The sequence below is a fragment of the Thomasclavelia sp. genome (assembly GCF_047249845.1).
GTDB lineage: Bacteria > Bacillota_I > Bacilli_A > Erysipelotrichales > Coprobacillaceae > Thomasclavelia.
In genome coordinates this window covers 39,554-63,266 of sequence record NZ_JBKTWO010000013.1, presented here as the reverse complement: position 1 = coordinate 63,266, position 23,713 = coordinate 39,554, and the positions used below count along the sequence as shown (strand labels likewise).

The window sequence follows — 23,713 nt, the reverse complement described above, 5'->3', positions numbered from 1 at the left end:
CTTTGAATTCATCAGCTACTGCTGGTACTAATTTACCTAACTGTTCTTGAGTTACATCTTTTGCCATATCAATTGCAATTGATAATGCTGCTTTATTTGTTTCAATAGTAACTTCAACTAATGAATCTTTAGCATCTTGTAATAGATTTGTCATATTATCTATGTCATCTTGTGTAGCATCTTCTTTAGTCAATAATTCTTTTGCCAAAGTCAAAACTTCTTGCATTGCACTCCAGCTTTCTGCAGTATAATTTTCTTCATTCAATGCTTCTGCTGTTTTAATTACCTCATTTAAGATATCTTTATTAACTTTTGCATTTAACCCAATTATACGTATTTCAGCGGCACTAGCATATTCACCAGAGGTTTGGGTAGGAACTATTTTAATATTTGTTGCGGTTGTGGCATCAAATGTAGCCGTTTTCCACTCTTTAGAGATATCCCATTGTCCATCTGTTACTTTGTTATAGTTTTGACCGTTATCATCACTAATATAAATTTCATAACTTAATATTTTTCCATTATCTCCACTTTGACGAGGTAAATAACGTAGACCGCATATAGTTTGTTGTTTGGCAAGTTTAATTTCTATCCAACGATTTTCTAATGGAACAATTCCACCACTATAATTAGTGTGCCAGATACTGCTGATATCACCATCTAATACATTAGCAGCAGGTCCTTCAGTTCCACTAGAAGAATGTTGGCTACCAGCAATTGCACTTTGACCTTTAGTTGGAATAACTTCACAATTTCCCATGTTTGATACTTTAATAGTATAAGTAGTTGATTGAGCTTGCATTTCAGACTTAACTATAATATTAACATCTTTTTCCATTAAAGGGCTATTTAATTTAATAGTATAGTTTTCATTAGTTTTTATCTTATTTCCATCAATATAGACTATCGCTTTATCACTAGAAGTCTTAGGAGTAATAACTATTTCTCCTAACTGATTACCAATATCTATAGAATAATCATGTACATCTTTATTAAATTCTTGATTAAGCTTTCCGCCTGAAACATCTAATGATTTTAAACTACTATCTTTGTCTAGCTTGCTTGTGTCAACTGCATTTTCTTTAGTTGTAATCCATACTGGATTACCGCTATGGATAACTTGTTGTTTTGTACCGTTATAGAAATCAACAGATACTTTTTTATCATTGATAAGTTGAACGCTTATATTTGAAACGACATCTTCAGATGGCACAATTTTAATTTCGTCATCTGCTGCTTCTACTGTTGCATTATATGCCTCAAAACTTCCATCTTCTTTTTCAACAACATATGCTTTTGTTAAAGCGACTTCTCCCATTGCTTTAAAGATTTCGTGTACATCATTATCACAAGCAGCACCTTGAACAACACTTCCTCCCATCGCAGTATATCCAGGTACCCAAGTATTTTTTGGTGCTCTCCACCAGTAACTGATCATTGGTACATATTCTTCACCAATTGTTTTTCTAACGTGTTTACCAACAATCTTATCACCTGTAGAAGCTTCTTCATCTTTAACAAAGAAATTTGTATCCCTTTGTGGATCAGCAATAAATGCCCAGTTAAGGATTCCATCATATCCCATTAATTGTGCACATGAACCCATTGCATTCATTCCACGTTCTAAGTAATCTACATTACCAGTTAATTCATAAAGATTAAACAAACCATAAATGTTCCATGCACTCCATCCATGAGGTGAATTCATCATATTTGGAGCAGAAGATGTTAAGCCCATTTCTACATCGTATTGTGCTTCCCAAAAACGAAGTGTTCCACCGTTCATTCTTGAATCTGGGATAATTGTTTGTTGATGTGAAGTATGGCGAGCTATGTATTTAACAGCTGCATCGGTATATTTTTGCCGTTGTGGACTTCCTTGTGGGAACATGAGAGCGAATTCTGATAATTGTGTAATTGAACAAGAGTTGGCACCATCTTCAAAAGTAGCTTGTCCTTCAGTATCGAAATTACCATCAACACGTACTAATTTGTCCATAGCTTTTGTAAGTGAAGTCATATGTAAATCATATCGTTCCCGATAATAATTTCTATATGCTTCACTAAGTGTTTCATCTTCCATTAATTGTTTTTCTACGTGAACTAGTTCCATAATTGATTTAGCAGGGTAGATGACAGATGTATAATCGGTATTACCATTATAATAACCTCCATCAGCCTTTTGCTTAGTCATTAAATAATCTGCTAGATCTTCTGCTTTTTTTAATGACTCAATATTTCCTGAACTTTGATACTGATCAACAAAAATTCCTAATGTTGTAGAATGATTTTGAATACGATTTTGCCATGAAGTAGGCAATCCAGTATTTACATCATACATTAATGGGTATATCTCTTCAAATTTTTCATCAATTTGTTCATCCCATTTTGCATCAGGAAAATATTTTTTTGCAATATAAGCAGAATACATTCCATAATATGATTCACCATGTGATGTTCCTTTTTGTGGTGCTTCTACAGCTGCCTGTCTGGCTTTTTGAATATACCAGGACCAATCTTTACGAATACTTAAAGACATTTCAGATTTATATCCGGCTTCATTTTCAGCTGTTATTTTATAAACACCTTCTATTTTATTATCTGTTTTAAAAGTAGTTTTATAAACTTCATTTGCATCTTTTGTAATGGTTAATTTTGAAGTGTTACCATTAGGATCTTCAATAAGAAGTTTGTTCTCTTTTATCGGTAATTGAGATAATAATGTAATGATACTTTCTTCACCTTGTGCTAATGTATAACGATCAGCATCAAACATTGGTAAATCAGTATTATTTGCTATAACCCCCTTAACTTCTTTTACAGCATTTAATTCATCAATAGGTTTTAAATAGATATTCCATGTTTTTTCTTCATTAGCACTTAACTTATCATAATTTTGTGGATGTCTTTCAGGAAGTTTTCCTGATTGTAAAACATCTAAAGATGCACTATATATTCTATGTGCTCCACTTTGATAATCAAATGTATATGATGCTACAGGATTATCTGTTGCAATAGACATAATTCTACCAGATGGAGTTGAAAAATACCCCCAAGCATGTGTTTTTTCACATCTTAATAATGTTGGAAAGAGCTGATCATTATAATCAGGATATTTTTCAAGGTATGTATTGAACCCGATTTGGATGCTTGCCTGGTCTATAGCAATCTCTTCACCTTTATTATTTTTTATAGATGCACTTACTACCAATTGTTCTTGCTCGTTTACACAATATTTCATTGTAAATGTTAAATCTTTGTTATCTTTTTTATAGTTACCTGTATAAATAATATTACCTTTATCATCTTCATTAATTGATGATAAGAATATTTTTTCCCCGTTTAAATTCCATACAAAACCACTATACTGATCGGTTCTTACAGGAATATTATACATTTCACCTGCTATCTTTGATTTTAACTCAGATATTTCACCACCTGAATGATTAACGATCCATGAATCTGTTTTAATTGTTTCCTCTAAATTAACAGGTGCCTGGTCAGATATTGCAATAGCACTTACATTCATATTTGACCATGTTTCATCATAGTCTTTTGTAACAACAGCACGAATTTTTACTATGTCATTATCATTAACTGTTTTATATTGTAATCTAGCGACCTGGTAGTTTGTTGTATCAGCGACTGTGCTTGAACTACCAAAATTTGTTGTATATTGTACTACATCATTAACAAGTATTTCTATTTTAACATCAGCGGCCCATGCTCCGGCATAGAAATTTACATATTTCAATTCTGTACTTCCAGGAAGGTCAAATTCTATTCCACTTCCTTTTCCTTGAAATACATAAGAAAAGTGTCCGTTTGACTCCTCAATTGGTGAAATACCATCACTATATGAAAAAGCTGTTTTAGCCTTATTAACAATAGGAGCATTTTGAGCTCTTCCTATTAAGCTAACATTATTAATAAGGTGATTATCAATATCTTTTTTATTATAATCTTTTAGTATTTCGTCATTAAGATAGATCCAATCTAATTTTCCATCTTGTGTTAAATCAACATTAGCTGGAGCGGTTTTCAAAACTCCCCCAACTAGACTGCCATCATCTTTTACGCGTTTTGTTCCTAGAGTAATACCTCCAATATTCATATTACCCCATTTACTATCGTAAACTTTAATAACTTTAACCGTAACTTTAACTTCATCATCAGCTTTATCAGTATGGTAATCAAGTTTTAAAGTACGATAAACAGCAGGACTGCCTGAAGTTGTATCATTACTACCGAAGACTTCTTCGTAAGCCTTGATTCCATTAATTTCTACAGTAACATTAATATCTGCTGCCCATGCACCTGTATAGATATCTAAACATCTATTTTCTACACTACCAGGTACATTAAAAGAAAAACCATTATTTAATCCTGTAAATACTAACCCTTTTTTGTTATTGTCTGGAGATATAAGATTTGACATACCATCACTATATCTAAAATCTGTTTTCACATTTTCAGTAACATAGTCACTATTACCAATCAATGTCATATTAGTAATTCCAGCATCTAATACATTTTTTCTATTAAAACTGCCAAATTGTGCTGAATCCATATGTATCCAGTCTAATTGGCCTTGTTTTGTTAAATTGATATAAGCTGGTGCATCAACTAATTCCCCAATTATTAAATCTTTACTTAGTGGAGAATCATAATTTTGTTCATGGTCAGATAAAGCAATTGCTTGAATACTTTGATTTCCATAAATAGAATCAAATACTTCTATTGTTTCAATATTAACCTTTACAACATCTTTATCAGTATTAGTGTGATAAGTAAATTGTGTTAAAAAACTTTCAGCACCACTACTGGTTTCTTTTTTTCCATGAACATTTGAATATACTTCTTCATCATTAATATATACACTTAGTTTAATTTGTGAAGCCCATGAACCAGTAAAAATAGAAACATATTTTTTTTCTATACTTGCCGGTAAAGTGAAAGTTGTTTTTCCACCTAAACCATTAATAACCTGCCCTTTATGGTTATCAGGTTGACTATTTGTGTAAATAAAATTAGAATCTGTATCACTCATAATTTGAGCAAGGGTTCCTGATAAGACAATGTCTTTAATTAATGATTTTTTTGCTCCTGCCCATTGTGATTGTTGTTTAACATTACAATGAACCCAATCTAAATTCCCATTTTCTTCTAAATTTGCCACTGAAGGAGCTCTTGTTAAAGTCCCTTGAACATTTTTAGTTTGCATTGTGATAGGTTTTTCTACTGCATTTACATTTGCTTGTAAAATAGGTATTATCATAACAATTGTTAATAAGACTGCTCCTATCTTTTTATAAAAATTCTTTCCCATTTGTGTTATTCACCTCATATTTTTATTTTTATTTAAATTCAATTCCCTACATATTTACGCCCTTGATTTTTCCTCCTTTTCTTTTGTTAAAGATAACAATACGGCTATAAATGTTACCCCTTACATTAATTTTAGGTAAACTGTTAGATATTGTCAATGAAGTGTTATAGATGTTTTATTTTTCTAACCTTAAATATTATATTTAGTGCATTTTAATTAGGTGTAAATAAAAGATTTTACAAACTAAAAAGGATTTTGAGACTCTTATTAAAGAAAGCAAAAAACAAATAGTATTTTTATAATAAATTATAAATTCTAGCATATATTACGATGATGTATATAAAAATTAAATAGATTATATGACGGAAATTAGGTGATTTTGGATTAATTGTATACAATTTTTATAAAATTGCTTTACAAAAAGAATTGTATACAATATAATAAATACATTACAAGAAAGGAAAGGTATTTATATGACTGAAAAGAGAGTATTTAATTTTTCTGCAGGTCCTTCAATGTTACCTGTGCCGGTTTTAGAAAAAGCGGCTAAACAAATGTTGAACTATGAAAATAGTGGGATGAGTGTAATGGAGATGAGTCATAGATCCTCTTCCTACTTAGACATTTTTGAAAAAACAAAAGGATTATTAAAGAAAGTAATGAATATTCCTGATGATTACAAAATTGTGTTTATCCAGGGGGGAGCTACACAACAATTTTCAATGGTGCCATTGAATTTATTAAAAAATGGTAAAGCAGATTATATTGTTACTGGGGCATTTAGTAAAAAAGCTGCAGCAGAAGCGAAAAAGTATGGGGAAATTAATATTGCATATGATGGAAGTGTTAATAACTTTAAACATATTCCAACACAAGATGAATTAAATCTGGATTCAGAAGCTTCTTATGTACATTTATGTGCAAATAATACAATTTATGGTACAGAATGGAAATATGTTCCTGAAACTAATGGAATTCCAGTAATTGTTGATATGTCTTCTAGTATTTTATCTAAACCGGTTGATGTATCTAAGTATGGAATGATTTATGCTGGAGCACAAAAAAATATGGGGATTGCTGGTTTAGGAGTAGCTATTATTAAAGAAGAGTTATTGCAAAAAGTAGCACCAACAACACCAGTGTTATTAGATTATAAATTAATGATTGATAATGATTCAATGTATAACACACCGCCAGCTTATGCAATTTATGTTTTAGGCTTAGTATTAGAGTGGATTGATGATTTAGGTGGATTAGAAGTAATGGAAGAAAGAAATATAAAAAAAGCTAATCTATTATATGATTATCTTGATAAAAGTGATTTTTATATTTGTCATAGTGATAAGGATAATCGTTCATTAATGAATGTTACATTTACAACACCAAATAAGGATCTAGATGCAAAGTTTGTTAAGGAAAGTATTGCTGCGGGTATGACTAATTTAAAAGGGCACCGTTCTGTTGGGGGAATTAGAGCATCTATCTATAATGCCATGCCAATTGAAGGTGTTGAAAAATTAATTGCCTTTATGAAAGATTTTGAAGCATCAAATAAATAGGAGAGTTGTTATGTATAATATAAAATTATTAAATAAAATATCTAAAGTAGGATTAGATAATTTTGATGAAAACTATAGTTATAATGAAGAGATGGCTGATGAAGATGCTATTTTAGTTAGATCTGCCTCTTTACATGAATATGATTTTGGGGAAAATTTAAAAGCAATTGCAAGAGCTGGAGCAGGCGTAAATAATATCCCAGTTGATAAATGTAGTGAAAAAGGGATCGTTGTTTTTAATACACCTGGTGCAAATGCAAATGCAGTTAAAGAATTGGTATTATGTGCATTATTTTTATCATCTCGTAAAATTATTGAAAGTATTAGATGGGTTGATACTTTAAAAGATGATCAAAATATTGCTAAAACTGCAGAAAAAGGTAAAAGTAACTTTGTTGGTCCAGAAATCGAAGGAAAAACACTTGGTGTTATTGGTTTAGGGGCAATTGGAGTTAATGTTGCTAATGCAGCAATTAAACTTGGTATGAAAGTTAAAGGTTATGATCCATATATTGGTGTAAATGCTGCTTGGGCATTATCTAAGCATGCTAAACATGCGATTTCATTAGATGAGATTTATCAAGAATGTGATTATATTACGATTCATATTCCAAGTAATTCGGAAACTAAAGGTTTCTTAAATCATGAAGCTTTTGCACAAATGAAAGATGGTGTGAAGATTTTAAATTTTGCTCGAGGGGATTTAGTTAATAATGAAGATTTATTAGCAAATGTTGCAAATGGTAAAATTGAAAAGTATATAAGTGATTTCGCAGCACCGGAATTAATAGGTCAGGAAAACATAATTATTTTACCACATTTAGGCGCTAGTACACCTGAATCAGAAGATAATTGTGCTAAAATGGCAGTTGATGAGGTTAGAGAATATTTAGAAAATGGAAATATTATTAATTCTGTAAATTTTCCTGGTGTAAATCAAGCACGAGTTTCTAAAACAAGACTATGTATAATTAATAAAAATGTTCCAAATATTTTAGCAAATATCTCAAAGCTATTTGCTGATCATAATTTAAATATTGAAAATATGGTTAATCGCTCACGTGGTGAATATGCTTATACAATAATTGATACTAATGATGAAGTACGTCAAGATATTATTGAAAGAATTGAATCTGCAAAAGGAATTATTAGTGTAAGAAGTATTGTTAAAGAGTAACTTTTGTTACTCTTTTTTGTGGATTTATTAGATAAATGATTATCTTAATTTGTTTTAAGATGTGTAAAAGTTGTTTACTTTTGTCTTTTACTGTAATATAACATTATAGAAGAAAGGTGAAATAAATGAAAAGGGTTAGTTTAAAAAATATTTCAGTAAAAGGGAAAATAACAATTATAGGGGTATTGTTATTTTTAATAGTAGCAGGAGTCATTAGTTATTTTGTTACAAAATGTCCAATTGTTTTTAAAGAAGAAAAAGTTAAAGTTGAAATTAATGAGGATTTTGATGCTGTTAAAAATATATTGGAAGTAAAAAATGGGAAAATTAATGATGTAAAAATAAATACAAAAGATGTTAATTATCATAAATTAGGTAAATATAATATTGTTTATACTTATAATGACAATGATTATGAAGTTAGTGTTGAAATTGTTGATACAAAAAAACCTAAATTTGAAATAGTAGATTTAGATTTGGATGTAGGGATGAAAATATCCCCTAAAAGTATGGTGAAAAATATCGAAGATGCAACTAAAACTACTGTAAAATTTAAAAAAGATTATAAATTTGATAAAGAGGGTATTGTCGCTGTAGTTGTGCGGGTAATTGATGAAGCTGGTAATATAAGTGAGAAAAAGGCAAAGGTTAAATTAGTTAAAGATGAAGTTGGTCCAGAGATTAATGGAATCAGCGAACTGACAGTTGCTAAGGGAGGAAAAGCTGATTATAATAGCGGTGTTAATGTAACTGATAATCGCGATCCTAATCCCAAGCTGGATATTGATAGTTCAAAAGTAGACATAGATAAATTAGGAACATATAAAGCAAAATACACAGCTACTGATCGTTCTGGTAATAAGACAAAAAAGGAACGTACTGTTAAAGTTGTTGAAAAGAAAGATATAGGTATCTCACAACAAAGTAATGAAAAAATTGTTTATCTCACTTTTGATGATGGTCCTTCAGCTAACACACAAAAAATATTAGAAATATTAGAAAGATATAATGCAAAGGCAACATTCTTTGTTACTGGAACAAATCAAAATTATAATTATTTAATTAAAGAAGCTCATGATAAAGGACATACTATCGGATTACATACATATTGTCATGATTATAAAACTGTTTATTCATCAGTTGAGGCTTATTTTGATGATTTAACAAAAGTTGGTAATATGGTAAAAGATTTAATTGGTTATACACCAAAATATATTCGTTTTCCTGGAGGTTCTTCAAATACAGTTTCTCGTAAATATACACCTGGAATTATGACAACTTTATCTAAAGAGGTTATAAATAGGGGTTACCAATATTATGATTGGAACGGTGATTCGACTGATGCTTCTGGAAATAATGTACCAGTTAATAAGTTGATCGCTAATGCAACTTCAAGCAAGTCTAATAATATAAATATTCTTTTTCATGATACAAGTGCTAAATCGACAACAGTTCAGGCCTTACCTGCCATTATTGAAAATTATTTAGCTCGAGGATATCGGTTTGAGGCTATTAATGATAGTTCGTTTGCTCCACATCAAGGGATTAATAATTAAAAAGCTGCTAAGCAGCTTTTTATTGTGTGATCCATTTAAAATAAAACATAGGCATTTCACTAAACATTAAATATCTAGGTAAAAGATATTGGTTATCATTAATGGTCATATTACGATTTTGATTATAACCAAAAGCTAATGAAACATTATGTTCTTTTAAAACATTAATAATATTATTATTAGTTGTACCATAAGGAAAAGCAAAATATTTATCACTGACAATTTTTTTATTTAAGTTAAAATCATTATTTATTTGCTTGATGTTTAGGGTGTCAACTTTTTTAGTAGATTTATTTTTATGATGAAGATTGTATGAATGTGAGTAAAATTCAACATATTCATCATTAATTAAGTCCTTTTTTCTTAAATATTGATGTTTAGAGGGATCATTATTATTTTTTAGAGTTGTTTTATAACCAATTACAAAACAGGTTGCTTTAAGATTATATTTTTTTAAAATTGGTTTAACAATAGTTTTAAAATTTAATAAACCATCATCAAAAGTTAAAGCAACTGCATTTTTGGGTAATTTATAATTACCATGATAATAGTCTTCAATTTCTTTCATAGTTAATGTATGATAATTATTTTTAGCTAAATAAGCCATTTGTTCTTCAAAGTCAGACTTAGCCATATAATATGTATAGTCACTAAAATATATTTTTTTATCATTATCTTCTACAACTCCATGATATCCTAAAATTGGTAAACCATTAATATTTAAATAGTGTATTATTATATCTTTACTTATCCAGATTAAACCAATTATTAAATATCCACATAGAATAAAAATAAACATTCTTCTAATTGTTTTCATTATTACCTCCTGAATGCATTATATCAACTAATAACACAATTAACCATCTTTCTGTTACTTTTTAATTAGATTAAAATGAATTTTTTATACATTTATTGTCTATACTTACAAGTGTAGTCAGAAAACTTTATAGTTTTTCATTCCTTTCTCTTAATAATATAATCGACTACATAAAATGATATCCCTTTCCCTGATATCTATATTTTAAAACTAGCAGCCTTTTCCCAACTGCTAGTTTTTTTGTATAAATAATTTAAGTACTTTTTGAATAAAAAAGTGATATAATATTAAACTGTATGTAAAGAAGAAAGGAGTAATTAAATGAAAGAAACAGATTTGGGAAAAGATAAGCTAGGAATACTGTTATTAAAATTAGCTTTACCAGCAATTTTAGCACAAATAATTAATGTTTTATATAATATGGTTGATCGTATGTATATTGGTCATATACCAAAAATTGGCCCTGATGCTTTAACTGGAGTAGGAGTAACGATGCCGGTAATCATGGCAATATCTGCTTTTGCAGCTTTAGTTTCTATGGGTGGTGCACCTAGAGCATCAATAATGATGGGGAAAAAGGATCATAAGCAGGCTGAAAAAATTTTAGGAAATTGTACAGTAATGCTTATAATCATGGCAATAATATTAACGGGAGTATTTCTGATATGGGGAGAAAATATACTGTTAATTTTTGGAGCAAGTGAAAAAACAATTGGTTATGCTCTAGATTATATGAAAATTTATGCTGTTGGAACGATTTTTGTACAATTAGCATTAGGATTAAATGCTTTTATTAATGCCCAAGGTTTTGCAAAAATGGGAATGTTGACTGTGGCAATTGGAGCAATCACAAATATTGTTTTAGACCCGATATTAATATTTCAGTTTTCATTAGGGGTAAAAGGGGCTGCTCTAGCAACAATTATCTCACAAGGAATATCTTCTTTATGGGTAGTATATTTTCTTACAAGTAAAAAAAGCACACTAAGAATTAAAATAAGTAATTTAAAATTAGATTATAAAATTATATTACCATGTTTAGCGTTAGGACTTTCACCTTTTATTATGCAATTTACAGAAAGTGTGATATCTGTATGTTTTAATACTTCATTGTTAAAATATGGTGGGGATATAGCAGTTGGATCAATGACGATTCTTACTAGTGTAATGCAATTTTCAATGTTACCATTACAAGGTCTAACTCAGGGAGCACAACCAATTATCAGCTTTAATTATGGAGCTAATAATATTAATCGAGTAAAAAATACATTTAAGTTATTATTAAAATGTTCTTTATTTTATTCAATGCTGTTATGGGCAGTTGCAATTTTTATACCAGATGTATTTGTTTATATTTTTACTAATGATAGTAATCTAGCTGAACATACCCGTTGGGCACTTAGAGTATATATGGCAGCTTCAGGAATTTTTGGGATTCAAATTGCTTGTCAACAAACTTTTATTGCAATTGGAAATGCTAAGACATCAGTATTTCTTGCAATTTTAAGAAAGATTATTTTATTAATTCCTTTGATTTTTATTTTACCAATATTTATTTCTAATCAGACTTTTGCTGTTTTCTTAGCTGAGCCAATAGCTGATACAATTGCAGTATCAGTTACAGCTACATTATTTTATCAAACCTATAAACGGCTAGAAGTAAAAGAGGCAAATAAATAAATAGACACTTTAAAGTGTCTATTATTTTTTTATAATCTTGCTTTTATTTTAGTTGAAAGAGTAGATGCAATAGCTATTTTAATAATATCCCCAGGAATAAATGGAATAACACAAATTGTTAAAGCAGTAATGATAGTATTATTTGTTATATATATAAACCAGATAGTTCCAATTAAATAACAAGCAGCAGTACCGATGACCATAGCAGTTATTTTACGAATAATAGAATTTTTATTATTGATAATTATACTAATAATTAGTGATGTTATCACAAATCCAAAGATATATCCCCCAGTTGGTCCTAGCAAAGAATTTAAGCCGCCACGAAATCCAGTAAATACAGGAAGGCCAATAGAACCCATTAACACATACACCATAGTAGCAATAACAGCTAATTTTGGAGTTAAACTACATGCGATTATATATATTCCAAGTGTTTGGAGGGTAATGGGAACTAAACCAGGTAAATCAATTTTAATTTGAGCAAGTAATGCGACAATGCAAGCGAACATTGAACAATAAATCATATTTTTAACTTTTGGATTCAAATAAATCACCTCTGGTAGCAAGTTTAACAGAATTATTTATCCTATACAAGATAAAACTAATGCAATCAAATATTCATTTAAAAATAGATCATTGATTATATTAGGTTCAATTTCTTCACTATTTTTGATTGAATGATAGAAAGCACAAATAGCATCTTTACTGCTCAATTTTTTTATAGTAGTAAATATTTCTTTGATTGGAAGGTTTTTAAACCGATTTTCATTTGAAATATATCGATGTTGATATTCCTTAAAAAAGGTTTTATATATTTCTATATATACATGATTAAAATCATACACTAAATCACTTTCATAATGAAAATATTCCATCATTATTTCTACACCACGAATAAAATAATCTTCTAACTTAAGCTTATCAAGATAGACATCTGCTTTTAATAAATCTGTTAAAGGTATATTTGAATTAAAGATATTTTTAGTAATAATACTTTTATTAATAGCGTCTTCATAATTAATGATTGACCAATAAAATTTATCTAAAATAGTTTGATCAAGAGTAGTTTTATTAAAGTTAAAGCGATAACCCATTAATTTTTTAAATGTTTTTAATGTATCATAATAACCAAGTTTAATACGCCAATTAAGAATATCACGATTAAAATCTAAAAATCCTCCTAAATCATAACTAGGACGAATTAATTTAATATAAGGGCGGTCTATATAATAATCATGATTAGCTTCTTTAGATAATTCAATAGCAATAATCTTTTTGGTTTTCATTTTTAAGGCTAAAGAAATGGGAAGATTATCATAATACCCGCCATCAATATAACCTTGTTTATTAATATAGTGCACAGGAAATGCAGGAAAACAAGAAGCAGAAGCAATCGCATATTCAACAGGCTCATTTGTTTTCATTTCATGCTTAGTTATTTCTAATGGTGAGAGATTTGGGTATTTTACAGTTACAATTCCGTAATCAATATTACTATCAAAAAATTTTTTATCATTATAAAGAGAATGGATTAATTTTTTAAGGGGGGTAATATCAGCACCTTTTTCATTAATATATGATTTAAAAAAAGGTTTAATTAGATTTGCTTGTGATATCATTGACTCAAATGAAAAATCAAGATTAATTGGATCTTTTAAAACATCACTAATTTTTATTTCATCCCATAACTTGTATAATGCTTCATAATCTTTTTGAACAACTAAAAGTGCATTTAAGGCACCGATTGATGTACCAGTTACTATATCAAAATCATATCCAATTTCACGCATTGCTTTGATACAACCAGCTTGATATGCTCCCTTTGCTCCACCACCAGCTAATACTAATGCTTGTTTCATAAATACCTCCATTTCTCCGCGTTTAAAGTGCGCGGACACAAATATTTCATCAAACTCAAATCCATCAAAACTTTAGTTTGTACCTCTATAAAATAATATAATCAAACATACACTACAGAGCACGTGGAGGAGAGTAGGTAATTTTACTCAAATAGAATATCTTGTCAATTAAGTAAGGTTTAATGCCTGGACACATATTATTGAATTATCAACTAAGTGATTTAGCTTAGATAGTAGTCAATAATTCAGTGAAAGGAGAGTTTTTTCGTGAAGATTGTTAAACTAATCTATTATGGCCACTATTGGTATTATCGATATGAAAACACGTATTACCAAGTACATCCAGGAAACGTTTTCGATTCTTAACCCTGAGTTATTGATAATTAAACAATGGCCTATTAATTACAAATACTTTAATGCATGCATGGAATCAACTAGTAAATACTGAATTTCTATTTTTAATATCCTAGAAGATGAAATCAATATTTGCTTAACTTATCCCAAATACGTTAAAGCAATCAATGGAAAGAAAACTGACAAGAAAAATTTAAGCTTGCTGGTAACGTTTCAGTACTACTAGATTCTTTTAGAAAATCTGCATAAGCAATCATGAAATAAGTTCTTGAATCAGATATCATTGAAGAAGACAAAACCCTAAAATACATTACAAGAACAAGGATAAAATTCTTAATTCCATTAAAAAATGTAACATTAAAACTGATCAAGGATTCAAAATGAAAGAAACAATGACTCATATGAATGAATTACAAGTTCATATCATCGAAATGATTAAGCGTGTATCTTCTATGTTTGATTAATTCATGCAGATTAGTGTACTTCCAGGAACCAGTACTTTATCAGCAATATTGCTTATCTTTAAAATTGGTATTGAAAGTGATAATAAGAAAAAATCTGTTCGTATCTTTAAAGCAGATCAATATTTAAAACCATTGCTTATCCAGTATACACTTGGTGCAATTAAAGATAAGAAAGTTATTTTAAGGTTAGGTACACTAGAATCAAAAATAAACGGGGATACATAGAAGTTATTATGCTATTGCATGAATGAAGCTTGTCAGTATGAATCATTAAAGGGTTACTAGTCAGTAGTTAAAACAAAATTAACTGAAGAATCAGCAACTGAATTTAAAAAATTAGGTTATAATGTTTCTAAATTAACTAAACGATATTATTTTATTTTTCTGTTTTTCGATATAATTGAAACTTGTTTTTAAGTTTTTTATCTGTTTTGGTTATTTTTTCACACTTATCTCCTCATTTAAATTATACGTTAAAAAATTAGAAAAGTACTAAAAAGTTTATCTTCTTAATAAATAATCAGTATAAATAATTTTTAACTTTTTATTAAAAGAGGCATTTAATAGTAGAGATTTAATTAGATATCTTTTAAAATGGTAATTTTTTGTTATAATATGATCATGGAGGATTTTAATATGAAAAATATAGTAAAAACAGATCAAGCTCCTGGAGCTATTGGTCCTTATAGTCAAGGAATTAATATTGGGGATATGTATTTTTTTTCTGGTCAAATTCCTTTAGATCCAGCTACTGGTATAATGCCTGAAGGAATTGAGGCGCAAACTCATCAAGCTTTAAAAAATGTTAAGGGCTTATTAGAGAGTCAAGGTTTAGATTTTTCCAAAGTAGTTAAAACAACAGTATTTATGGATAATATGGATGATTTTGTTACTGTAAATGATATTTATGCTACTTATTTTGTTGAACCATTTCCAGCTCGTAGTGCTGTAGAGGTTGCAAAATTACCAAAAGGAGCATTGATTGAAATAGAAGTAATTGCAATGAAATAAACTAAAGGACTTTGAGTTATCTCAAAGTCCTTTAGTTTATAAAAATAATACTACTAATATTCCTAATATTAAACAATATCGAGAAAAAACAATTAATTTTCTTTTTTCTAATAATTTAAATAAGATGTGTAAAGCTAGATATGTTACAACTCCACTGATTATAAAAGAGATCAAATATGGTAACCATAGAGTTTGTAGAGTGCTTGAGGTTATGAAATCCTTTAATTTAAGTACAATAGCTCCGATACTTACAGGCATAAACATAAAAAAAGAAAAATCACGGGCTGCCTTTTGACTAAGACCACCTAACATTCCGCCTGTTAAAGTTGAGCCACTACGAGAAATTCCAGGCAATAAAGCAAATAATTGGAATAATCCCATCCGTAAGGCATCAAAAAGATTAATATTTTTTGTTGAACGTTTACCAGTATAACCAAATTTATGTACTGAAAGTAAAAATATTGCTGTAATAAGTAACATACAACCAACTAATTTAGGATTAGAAAAAGCAGTTTCAATTTTATCATTAAATATAAATCCCCCAATTGCAGCTGGGATGGTAGCAATAATTAATAAAATACAGTAACGAAAATCTTTTTCATAATAAGTTCTTTTTTTGGGTTTTTGGATATAACCAAAGAAAGCAGTGAATAATCTAATAATATCATGGCGATAATAATACATGATTGCAAGGAGTGATCCTGTATTTACAATTACCTCAAATGTTACATCGTTCATTTGGGGAACCATTAAATTCATTTTTTCAAAAATACTTTGAAAAATAACTAAATGTCCGCTACTAGAAATAGGAATTGGTTCACTAAAACCTTGAATTGCTCCAAGAATACCATAAATAATAATATTTTTGATTAGTTCCATGTTTTCACCTCGGCAAACATTATAACTTAATTGAAAATAAAAATATAGTAAAACATGATTTATTAAAATGAACATATACTTATATGGGAGGAAATATGAAAGATATAATTGTTAATTGGGTTAAAGAAGACGAAGAATTATTAGAACCATACGAATGGGATGAAGATGATGATTTAGAGATTATTTCTGTCTTAGAAGCATATTTAGTAGATGAAAAGACATTACATGATTTTATTTATGGATGTATTAATTTGTTTAATGAAGATTATTTCAATAGTATCTTTATTGTAGGTGATGGTAAGTATAGTGTGGTTGTTGAAATAAATAGTGCTGGTAAGCTTGTTTATCGTTCTTTACCAATGATTAATCAGCGCACTTTAATTAATGAATACTTAAAGAATCAAAATCAGATTAAATTTAATTATCATATGTATGATGAAGGGTTAATTAAGGAATATGGCTTAACTAGAAATGAGCGGATAAAAAAGCAATATGTTGAAAATATGGTTGATCAATTATATGTTGAAGATTATGAAAAGTTTTTAGAAATTTGTAAACAGTTGGAAATCAAAGAAGAAAAAAGTATTGGAATGTATTTAAGGTTAAAGAAAAAATTAGAAAAAGGTTATTCTTTTATTCATGAATTATTGTATAACGAGTTTGTTAAAAGATAGAGTTCTTGCTCTATCTTTTATTTGACAATAATAAATATATGTGTTACTGTATTAATGTATTAATACAAAAGGAGGAAAGTATGCAAGAATTATTAAAAATAAATAATGTAAATAAAAAATATGGGCACTTTAAAGCTTTAGACAATGTTTCTTTAAATTTACAAGCAGGTAGAATAATTGGGTTACTTGGACCCAATGGTTCTGGGAAAACGACATTAATTAAAATAATTAACGGTCTATTAAAAGAGTATGATGGACAAATCCAAGTAGATGGTAAAAAGATTGGTGAAAGTTCAAGAAAAATTATTTCTTATTTACCAGATGAAAATTATTTTCAAGATTGGATGTATGTTAGAGATGTTTTAGAAATTTTTAGTGATTTATATAAAGATTTTGATAATGAGAAATGTTTATCATTAATGAATCGTTTTAAATTAGATAAAAATATGAAGATTAAAGCAATGTCAAAGGGAATGAAAGAAAAGTTTCAATTATGTTTGGTAATGTCACGAAGAGCTAAAATATATATCCTAGATGAACCAATTGCAGGTGTTGATCCAGCAGCTAGAGAAGTTATTTTAGATGTAATCTTAAATAATTATGAAGAAAATTCTTTAGTATTGATCTCTACTCATTTAATTAGTGATTTAGAAACAATTTTTGATGAAGTAATCTTTTTAAAAGAAGGAAAAGTTGTATTGCATAAGGGAACGGAAGAATTGAGAATTGAAAGAAAACAATCAATAGATGAGGCTTTTAGGGAGGTATTTAGATGTTAAAGTTATTAAAATATGAAATTATTCAATCATATCGTCAATATTTATTAACGTTTGCTATTTTTTTGATATTGTGTATCATGACACCCTGGTTACCTGATTTTATTAGTGGAATATTAGCCCCTTTATTGGTATTTGCATTTATGGGAATTTCGATTGCAATTAATGTAAATGTAATTTTAAATTTTAATCGTTCGATGTATAAAAGACCTGGTTATTTAACTTTGACTTTGCCTGTTAGTACAAATAAATTATTGGCAGCAAAGTATTTGGGAAGTTTGATTTGGGTATTTATTGGGTATTTAGTTTTAGCGATTGGAGTTATTATTTTATCATTGCTAGTTGGTGGTGTGGATTTTAAGGATATATTAGAGGGTGGTAATATATTAATTAATGCTTTAGGGGAAAATATTGGTGGTTTTATTTTACAAATAGTCAATTATTTGGCAGGTATTAGTACTATGATCTTATCATTCTTTTTTGTGATTACCCTTACTAAAACAAAATATATTCCAAAGTATAAAACGGTACTTGGTATAGGAGTTTATTTTTTAGGACTTGTATTGATTGCGAATATTTTATCATTAATACCAATAGATAATTTTGTTAGTAATCTAAGTTTTATTCAAATAACTATTTGTGAAATATTGTCTAATTGTTTATTTGCAGGAGTTTTTTATTTTTTAACTATTTATTTAATTGATCATAAAATTGAAGTAGAGTAGGTGGATAAATGAAATATGATTTTAATCCTAATTTACCAATTTATATACAAGTAATGGATGAAATCAAGAAAAAAATTTTTAATGGAAAATATCTTTCAGGAACTAAGATTGATTCTGTTAGAGACTTGGCATTAGAATATGGTGTTAATCCAAATACTGTTCAAAAAGCTTTGAGTGAGTTAGAACGTGAAGGCTTATTGTACAGTAAAAGATCTAGTGGTCGTTTTGTTAGTGAAGATATTGAATTAATAGAGAATTTAAAAAAAGTGATCATTGTTGAGAAAATAAAAATATTTGTTAATGAAATGAATGAATTAGGATATTGTAAAAAGGATATAATTAAATTGATAGAGGAGCTTAATTAAAATTAAGTTCTTTATTTATATATCAGATAAAAAATGATAGAAAAATAATAAAAATAATGTATAATAGTGGAGTAAGGGAGATGATATTATGATTCGTATTTATACTGCGCCTAGTTGTGCATCATGTCGAAAAGTTAAATCTTGGCTGAAAGAGCATAATATTCCGTATGTGGAAAAAAATATTTTTTCAACCTTGCTTAGAGAAATTGAGTTAAAGGAATTATTGGAGCGAAGTGAAAATGGGACAGATGATATCATTTCTAAACGAAGCAAAATAATTAAGGAAAATGATATAGATATTGATAGTATGTCAATCAATGAATTAATTAAATTTATTCAAGATAATCCTTCTGTTTTAAAACGACCTATTATGATTGATGAAAGAAGATTTCAAGTTGGTTATAATGCTGAAGAAATTAGGGTATTTATTCCACGAGAACTTCGTAAGCTGGCTGAGTGTTCACGTCAAGAAGCATGTCCGCAGTTTATTAATCAGTCTTATAAAATTAAAGAAGCTTATTTAAAAGAAAAATAAACAGTGTTATATTTTAAAACACTGTTTTTTAATATTGAAACTAAAATCACTGTTATAATAATATTTCATATTATTATTTATTATTGTTTAATGATTTAATTAAACGAGATATTTTACTAGGACAATTTGTAATATAAGTTAAGTTATATTTTTTAATAAAATTTAGAAATGCTTGTTTACCAGAGTTATAATCAATTACCTCATATTCTAATTCATAATCTTCTAAGCCGTTAAACTGATTATAGTCAATACAGATCAAGCCATACTCAGTATTAATTTCACTACGGATAGTAGTTAAATAGTAGCTAGTAATAAGCATTGTGCTATCAAGATTATACGGTTTTAATAAATCAAATATTTCATTATTTATTAATTCATGTTTTATTATTTTATCTTTAATTTTTTTATTAATAATTAAATTTGTTTCTAAATTACCATTAATTTGGGGCTGTTTTAATGTGAGTTCATACTGATTATTTTTTTTTCGTATTCTTAAAGAATATTTTAGTTCATTTAATTTTGGGTGCATTAAATAATAATTAGTTTGCTGATAAGAATCAGTAATTTTATAATCATTAATAATTTTTTTATAGATGTTTTTTGTTATTAATATTTTAAATTCAATTTCTAAGTTTTCTTCCATAGTTGCCTCCATTAGTATATACTATAGTATATACTCTAAGGGTGGTGAAAACAATGAAACAATATGCATTAGTGGTTAAGCAGGATGAACTATCAAAAAAGGTTGCTAAAGAAATTAGGACTGGATTAATAGGGGTTTTAGAATATAATCAGGATGATCCTGACTTAGTAATTAGTGTAGGTGGTGATGGTACGATGTTGATGTCTGTTCATCAGTACTTGAAACATAATGTTAATTTTGTTGGTGTCCATACAGGAACACTGGGTTTTTTTACGGATTTTCAAAAAGATGAAGTTATAGAATTAATTGAATTAATTAAACAAGATAAATATTTTATTACGCCACGAAGTTTGCTGGAGATTAAAGTGAAGTATAGCGAGGGTATAAAGACTTATTTAGCATTAAATGAAATGCGAATAGATCATGGCTATGCGACACAAGTAATTGATGTTTATATTAATGGTGAACTACTAGAAGTTTTTAGAGGCAATGGTCTATGTGTTTCAACTCCATCAGGGTCAACAGCATATAATAAATCGATTGGTGGTGCTGTTATTTATCCAGGTACTCCTTTGATGCAGTTAACAGAAGTAGCAGGAATTCAACATAATGCATATCGGAGTTTGGGTTCAAGCTTAATTTTAGATGTTGCTAAGGTAATAAGGCTTGAGGGACAACATTTTGACCAAGTATATTTGGGAATAGACCATTTATCGTATTCTATTGAGAAAGTTGAATATATTGAAATTAGAATTGCTAAAAAGAAAGTAAATTTTATAGAATATAAGAATAAATCATTTATCCAAAGAATCAGAGGGGCTTTTATTAACGAATGAAATTTATTGTAAAAACAAAAGATGATGGTTTGTTGCTAAAGGAGTTTTTAATTAATCAGAGTATAAGTAAAAAATCTCTTAAAGTAATTAAAATGATGGGAGAAATCTTGGTAAATGGAGTTCATCAAACAGTTAGATATCAGATCAAAACAAATGAAATAGTTGAGGTGATTTGGCCAGAAGAAAAAACAGAAATGTTACCATTTGCTTACCCATTAAAAATTGCTTATGAAGATGATGATTATTTAATAATTGATAAACCATCAGGTATTCCCTGTATTCCTACTAAACGTTATCCTAAAGAGACTTTGGCTAATGCACTTGTATACTATTATCAACAAAATAATATTAATGCGACAATTCATCTTGTTAATCGGTTAGATAAAGATACTCAAGGTTTGATGCTAGTTGCAAAAAATCGGCAGGCGCATTATCTATTATCTAAAGATATAAAACAGGTAAAGAGAGTATATCACTGCTTAGTAGAAGGGGTAATTGAAGGTGAGGGTATCATTGATCAGCCAATAATCAAGGATAGTAATAGTATTAAAAGGTTAATAAATGAAAAAGGTAAAAAGGCAATTACTTATTATCGTAGTTTAAAAGTGGATAATAATAAAAGTTTAGTTGAATGCATTTTAGAAACTGGTAGAACACATCAGATTAGAGTTCATTTAAGTTCACTTGGTCATCCTTTAATTGGCGATAGTTTATATGGTTCTAAACATCAGGTCCAGTATTATTTAGATAGTGTTAAAATTGAGTTTATTCACCCTTTGACAAATGAATATATTAAAATAAAGAAAAAACGCTATTAAGCGTTTTTTAGTATCTTTTTTTGCGATCAATAATTCTTGTTTGTTTTTCCATATCTAAGAAAATTCCCATTGCAATCATGTACGAAAGTAATGATGAACCACCATATGATAAAAAAGGTAGTGTGATTCCAGTAATAGGAAAGAGGCCTAGAACCATTCCAATATTCCAAACCTGTTGGAAAATCAGGAGACCAAAGATTCCAGCAGTAAAATATTTATCACGATTATTTTTGGATTTAAATCCAATTCGAATTAATAAAATATCAAGAATACATATAATTAGGATTGTAAATCCCCCTCCAACAAATCCAAAACTTAAAGCAATTACAGCAAAAATAAAATCAGTTTGGGCTTCTGGTAAGTTTATTAAAGCAGTTTCCATACCATGTCCCCATAAACCTGCAGTACCATAGGATAGTAGGGCATTAAAGAGTTGATATCCCTGATCTCCATAAGTTCCTTCGGGATCTATCCAGCCATAAAAACGTCCTAATTTATGATCGCCTCCCATTAAATTAGCAAATAGTTCATGTTCATATAAGAAAATATATACCATAATGCCAAGTACAATGGCTACAATAATACCTCCTATAATAAACCATCCTGCCTGTATTCCAGATATAAAAATGATAAAAACAACAGATGCTAACATTATCATCGTTACCCCAGCATCATTTTGTAAATAAACTAATATGCATGGTGGCATTGAAACAGCTAAGATCTTACCGATTAATAAACAGTCATTATGTAAATTATGAATAAGATATTTAGTATTATGTTTATCAATAATATCAGCCATGACGACAACTAAGATTATTTTCATGAATTCTGAGGGCTGGAGATCAAAACCAGGTAGCTTGTACCAGGATGTTGCACCACCAGCATATTTAGCCATAGGAACTACCTGAATACCTAGGCGGGTATGTAAAAAGTGTTCTACAGCTAAGCCAATAAGCAGGACTAACAATATACCATAAATAATCCACATTGATGAGTAAATACGATCATTGGATATTTTAAAAACAATAATCATTAATGTAAAGGATATTCCATAAAATACTAGCTGTTTTAACCAATATGTACTAGGGTTTCCCTTGGTAATCAACGGAGTAGCACTTTTTATTCCTAGACAGCTAATAAAACATAGTAATAATAATAAGCCAATCAAGGACCAGCAAATTACGGATTTTTCTTTTTCTTCCACCAAATCCCTCCTTATAAAAAAGATAGTTTTTTCTATCTTGGTATAGTATACTATAATTAAATAATAATTAATAGGGGGTATATGTTAATGAATGATTATTTATTGTATGGAATTATTGCTTTAGTAGTAATAATTATTTTAGCTTTTATCTTTTTAAAGGTAATAAAAAATAAACAGCCTAAACAAATTAAAGCAGGGGATATTCCTGTGGATATAAATATGATTATTGATGCTGTTGGTGGGAAAGTTAATCTTAAAGAGACAGTAGCAACATCTTCTAAAGTAACATTTTTTGTTAATAATGATAGTTTGGTTGATTTGGAAAAACTAAAAGCTTTAGGGGCTTCAGGAATTGTTCAAACGACTAATAAGGTTAGTGCAATTTTTGGGAAATATTCTAAAGAAATATCAAATATGATAAATGATAAATAAGCAGATTAGAAATATCT

General features: G+C 28.7%; 21 protein-coding genes. 14 read left to right on the top strand and 7 right to left on the bottom strand.

Annotated features, from left to right (window positions below; genetic code table 11):
* Positions 1–5,329: discoidin domain-containing protein (locus ACLR9T_RS05250; RefSeq protein WP_413108481.1), on the bottom strand; the 5,329-nt coding region annotated here is incomplete at its 3' end.
* A 473-nt stretch (positions 5,330–5,802) separates the two neighbouring features.
* On the opposite strand from ACLR9T_RS05250, the gene serC reads away from it, so the two are divergent.
* The 3 genes from serC to ACLR9T_RS05235 all read left to right on the top strand — a co-directional run bounded on the left by serC (position 5,803) and on the right by ACLR9T_RS05235 (position 9,621).
* A complete protein-coding gene (serC, locus tag ACLR9T_RS05245) occupies positions 5,803–6,888 on the top strand; it encodes a 3-phosphoserine/phosphohydroxythreonine transaminase (RefSeq protein WP_413108480.1) in 1,086 nt (361 codons plus the stop codon).
* Positions 6,889–6,898: 10 nt separating this feature from the next.
* On the top strand, positions 6,899–8,065 hold the full coding sequence (locus ACLR9T_RS05240; RefSeq protein ID WP_413108479.1) for a phosphoglycerate dehydrogenase: 1,167 nt from the start codon (positions 6,899–6,901) through the stop codon (positions 8,063–8,065).
* Between the two features lie 125 nt (positions 8,066–8,190).
* Positions 8,191–9,621, top strand: a complete 1,431-nt coding sequence (locus ACLR9T_RS05235) for a polysaccharide deacetylase family protein (RefSeq protein WP_413108478.1) — start codon at positions 8,191–8,193, stop codon at positions 9,619–9,621.
* Between the two features lie 19 nt (positions 9,622–9,640).
* On the opposite strand, the gene ACLR9T_RS05230 is transcribed toward ACLR9T_RS05235, so the two are convergent.
* Positions 9,641–10,438, bottom strand: a complete 798-nt coding sequence (locus tag ACLR9T_RS05230; protein ID WP_413108477.1) for a polysaccharide deacetylase family protein — start codon at positions 10,436–10,438, stop codon at positions 9,641–9,643.
* Between the two features lie 321 nt (positions 10,439–10,759).
* Between ACLR9T_RS05230 and ACLR9T_RS05225 the strand changes: the two genes are divergently transcribed.
* Entirely contained in the window at positions 10,760–12,118 is a 1,359-nt protein-coding gene (locus tag ACLR9T_RS05225) for an MATE family efflux transporter (RefSeq protein WP_413108476.1), read from the top strand.
* 29 nt (positions 12,119–12,147) lie between these two features.
* On the opposite strand, the gene ACLR9T_RS05220 is transcribed toward ACLR9T_RS05225, so the two are convergent.
* The gene (locus ACLR9T_RS05220; RefSeq protein ID WP_413108475.1) at positions 12,148–12,666 is read right to left on the bottom strand and encodes a biotin transporter BioY; all 519 of its coding nucleotides are present in this window, start codon (positions 12,664–12,666) and stop codon (positions 12,148–12,150) included.
* Between the two features lie 36 nt (positions 12,667–12,702).
* The gene (locus ACLR9T_RS05215) at positions 12,703–13,980 is read right to left on the bottom strand and encodes a patatin-like phospholipase family protein (protein ID WP_413108474.1); all 1,278 of its coding nucleotides are present in this window, start codon (positions 13,978–13,980) and stop codon (positions 12,703–12,705) included.
* Between the two features lie 821 nt (positions 13,981–14,801).
* Here ACLR9T_RS05215 and ACLR9T_RS05210 point away from each other — a divergent pair.
* Together ACLR9T_RS05210 and ACLR9T_RS05205 are read left to right on the top strand one after the other, a co-directional pair.
* Entirely contained in the window at positions 14,802–15,023 is a 222-nt protein-coding gene (locus ACLR9T_RS05210; protein WP_413108473.1) for a hypothetical protein, read from the top strand.
* A 411-nt stretch (positions 15,024–15,434) separates the two neighbouring features.
* Positions 15,435–15,809 carry a RidA family protein gene (locus ACLR9T_RS05205; RefSeq protein ID WP_413108472.1) on the top strand — a complete coding sequence of 125 codons (375 nt, stop codon included), beginning with the start codon at positions 15,435–15,437 and terminating at the stop codon, positions 15,807–15,809.
* Positions 15,810–15,845: 36 nt separating this feature from the next.
* Here the strand turns inward: ACLR9T_RS05205 and ACLR9T_RS05200 are convergent, their stop codons facing one another.
* Positions 15,846–16,688: an undecaprenyl-diphosphate phosphatase gene (locus ACLR9T_RS05200; RefSeq protein ID WP_413108471.1), complete on the bottom strand. Its 843-nt coding sequence runs from the start codon at positions 16,686–16,688 to the stop codon at positions 15,846–15,848.
* A 95-nt stretch (positions 16,689–16,783) separates the two neighbouring features.
* Between ACLR9T_RS05200 and ACLR9T_RS05195 the strand changes: the two genes are divergently transcribed.
* From ACLR9T_RS05195 to spx, 5 genes are all read left to right on the top strand, one after another.
* Positions 16,784–17,362: a hypothetical protein gene (locus ACLR9T_RS05195; protein ID WP_413108470.1), complete on the top strand. Its 579-nt coding sequence runs from the start codon at positions 16,784–16,786 to the stop codon at positions 17,360–17,362.
* Positions 17,363–17,442: 80 nt separating this feature from the next.
* On the top strand, positions 17,443–18,141 hold the full coding sequence (locus tag ACLR9T_RS05190; protein WP_413108469.1) for an ABC transporter ATP-binding protein: 699 nt from the start codon (positions 17,443–17,445) through the stop codon (positions 18,139–18,141).
* Positions 18,135–18,863 carry a hypothetical protein gene (locus tag ACLR9T_RS05185; protein WP_413108468.1) on the top strand — a complete coding sequence of 243 codons (729 nt, stop codon included), beginning with the start codon at positions 18,135–18,137 and terminating at the stop codon, positions 18,861–18,863. The genes ACLR9T_RS05190 and ACLR9T_RS05185 overlap by 7 nt, the downstream gene beginning before the upstream one ends.
* Positions 18,864–18,871: 8 nt before the next feature.
* Positions 18,872–19,228 carry a GntR family transcriptional regulator gene (locus tag ACLR9T_RS05180; protein ID WP_413108467.1) on the top strand — a complete coding sequence of 119 codons (357 nt, stop codon included), beginning with the start codon at positions 18,872–18,874 and terminating at the stop codon, positions 19,226–19,228.
* Positions 19,229–19,316: 88 nt separating this feature from the next.
* The gene (gene spx / locus ACLR9T_RS05175) at positions 19,317–19,763 is read left to right on the top strand and encodes a transcriptional regulator Spx (RefSeq protein WP_092354839.1); all 447 of its coding nucleotides are present in this window, start codon (positions 19,317–19,319) and stop codon (positions 19,761–19,763) included.
* Between the two features lie 73 nt (positions 19,764–19,836).
* On the opposite strand, the gene ACLR9T_RS05170 is transcribed toward spx, so the two are convergent.
* Positions 19,837–20,406, bottom strand: coding sequence for a CYTH domain-containing protein (locus ACLR9T_RS05170; RefSeq protein ID WP_413108466.1), 570 nt, complete (start codon positions 20,404–20,406; stop codon positions 19,837–19,839).
* A gap of 53 nt (positions 20,407–20,459) precedes the next feature.
* Here ACLR9T_RS05170 and ACLR9T_RS05165 point away from each other — a divergent pair, with 53 nt between their 5' ends.
* Positions 20,460–21,242, top strand: a complete 783-nt coding sequence (locus tag ACLR9T_RS05165; RefSeq protein WP_413108465.1) for an NAD kinase — start codon at positions 20,460–20,462, stop codon at positions 21,240–21,242.
* Complete coding sequence (locus tag ACLR9T_RS05160; protein ID WP_413108464.1) at positions 21,239–22,060, top strand: RluA family pseudouridine synthase; 822 nt, start codon at positions 21,239–21,241, stop codon at positions 22,058–22,060. Before ACLR9T_RS05165 ends, ACLR9T_RS05160 begins: the two co-directional genes overlap by 4 nt.
* Positions 22,061–22,067: 7 nt before the next feature.
* Here the strand turns inward: ACLR9T_RS05160 and ACLR9T_RS05155 are convergent, their stop codons facing one another.
* Positions 22,068–23,264 carry an FtsW/RodA/SpoVE family cell cycle protein gene (locus ACLR9T_RS05155; RefSeq protein WP_413108463.1) on the bottom strand — a complete coding sequence of 399 codons (1,197 nt, stop codon included), beginning with the start codon at positions 23,262–23,264 and terminating at the stop codon, positions 22,068–22,070.
* Positions 23,265–23,351: 87 nt separating this feature from the next.
* Between ACLR9T_RS05155 and ACLR9T_RS05150 the strand changes: the two genes are divergently transcribed.
* Positions 23,352–23,696, top strand: a complete 345-nt coding sequence (locus ACLR9T_RS05150; RefSeq protein WP_413108462.1) for a hypothetical protein — start codon at positions 23,352–23,354, stop codon at positions 23,694–23,696.
* Positions 23,697–23,713: the final 17 nt, after the last annotated feature.

Excerpts from the sequence above, each read along its gene's own strand:
- serC (WP_413108480.1), top strand. The coding sequence starts at position 5,803 with ATGACTGAAAAGAGAGTATTTAATTTTTCTGCAGGTCCTTCAATGTTA.
- ACLR9T_RS05240 (WP_413108479.1), top strand. The coding sequence starts at position 6,899 with ATGTATAATATAAAATTATTAAATAAAATATCTAAAGTAGGATTAGAT.
- ACLR9T_RS05235 (WP_413108478.1), top strand. The coding sequence starts at position 8,191 with ATGAAAAGGGTTAGTTTAAAAAATATTTCAGTAAAAGGGAAAATAACA.
- ACLR9T_RS05230 (WP_413108477.1), bottom strand. The coding sequence starts at position 10,438 with ATGAAAACAATTAGAAGAATGTTTATTTTTATTCTATGTGGATATTTA.
- ACLR9T_RS05225 (WP_413108476.1), top strand. The coding sequence starts at position 10,760 with ATGAAAGAAACAGATTTGGGAAAAGATAAGCTAGGAATACTGTTATTA.
- ACLR9T_RS05215 (WP_413108474.1), bottom strand. The coding sequence starts at position 13,980 with ATGAAACAAGCATTAGTATTAGCTGGTGGTGGAGCAAAGGGAGCATAT.
- ACLR9T_RS05210 (WP_413108473.1), top strand. The coding sequence starts at position 14,802 with ATGCAGATTAGTGTACTTCCAGGAACCAGTACTTTATCAGCAATATTG.
- ACLR9T_RS05205 (WP_413108472.1), top strand. The coding sequence starts at position 15,435 with ATGAAAAATATAGTAAAAACAGATCAAGCTCCTGGAGCTATTGGTCCT.
- ACLR9T_RS05200 (WP_413108471.1), bottom strand. The coding sequence starts at position 16,688 with ATGGAACTAATCAAAAATATTATTATTTATGGTATTCTTGGAGCAATT.
- ACLR9T_RS05195 (WP_413108470.1), top strand. The coding sequence starts at position 16,784 with ATGAAAGATATAATTGTTAATTGGGTTAAAGAAGACGAAGAATTATTA.
- ACLR9T_RS05190 (WP_413108469.1), top strand. The coding sequence starts at position 17,443 with ATGCAAGAATTATTAAAAATAAATAATGTAAATAAAAAATATGGGCAC.
- ACLR9T_RS05185 (WP_413108468.1), top strand. The coding sequence starts at position 18,135 with ATGTTAAAGTTATTAAAATATGAAATTATTCAATCATATCGTCAATAT.
- ACLR9T_RS05180 (WP_413108467.1), top strand. The coding sequence starts at position 18,872 with ATGAAATATGATTTTAATCCTAATTTACCAATTTATATACAAGTAATG.
- spx (WP_092354839.1), top strand. The coding sequence starts at position 19,317 with ATGATTCGTATTTATACTGCGCCTAGTTGTGCATCATGTCGAAAAGTT.
- ACLR9T_RS05170 (WP_413108466.1), bottom strand. The coding sequence starts at position 20,406 with ATGGAAGAAAACTTAGAAATTGAATTTAAAATATTAATAACAAAAAAC.
- ACLR9T_RS05165 (WP_413108465.1), top strand. The coding sequence starts at position 20,460 with ATGAAACAATATGCATTAGTGGTTAAGCAGGATGAACTATCAAAAAAG.
- ACLR9T_RS05160 (WP_413108464.1), top strand. The coding sequence starts at position 21,239 with ATGAAATTTATTGTAAAAACAAAAGATGATGGTTTGTTGCTAAAGGAG.
- ACLR9T_RS05150 (WP_413108462.1), top strand. The coding sequence starts at position 23,352 with ATGAATGATTATTTATTGTATGGAATTATTGCTTTAGTAGTAATAATT.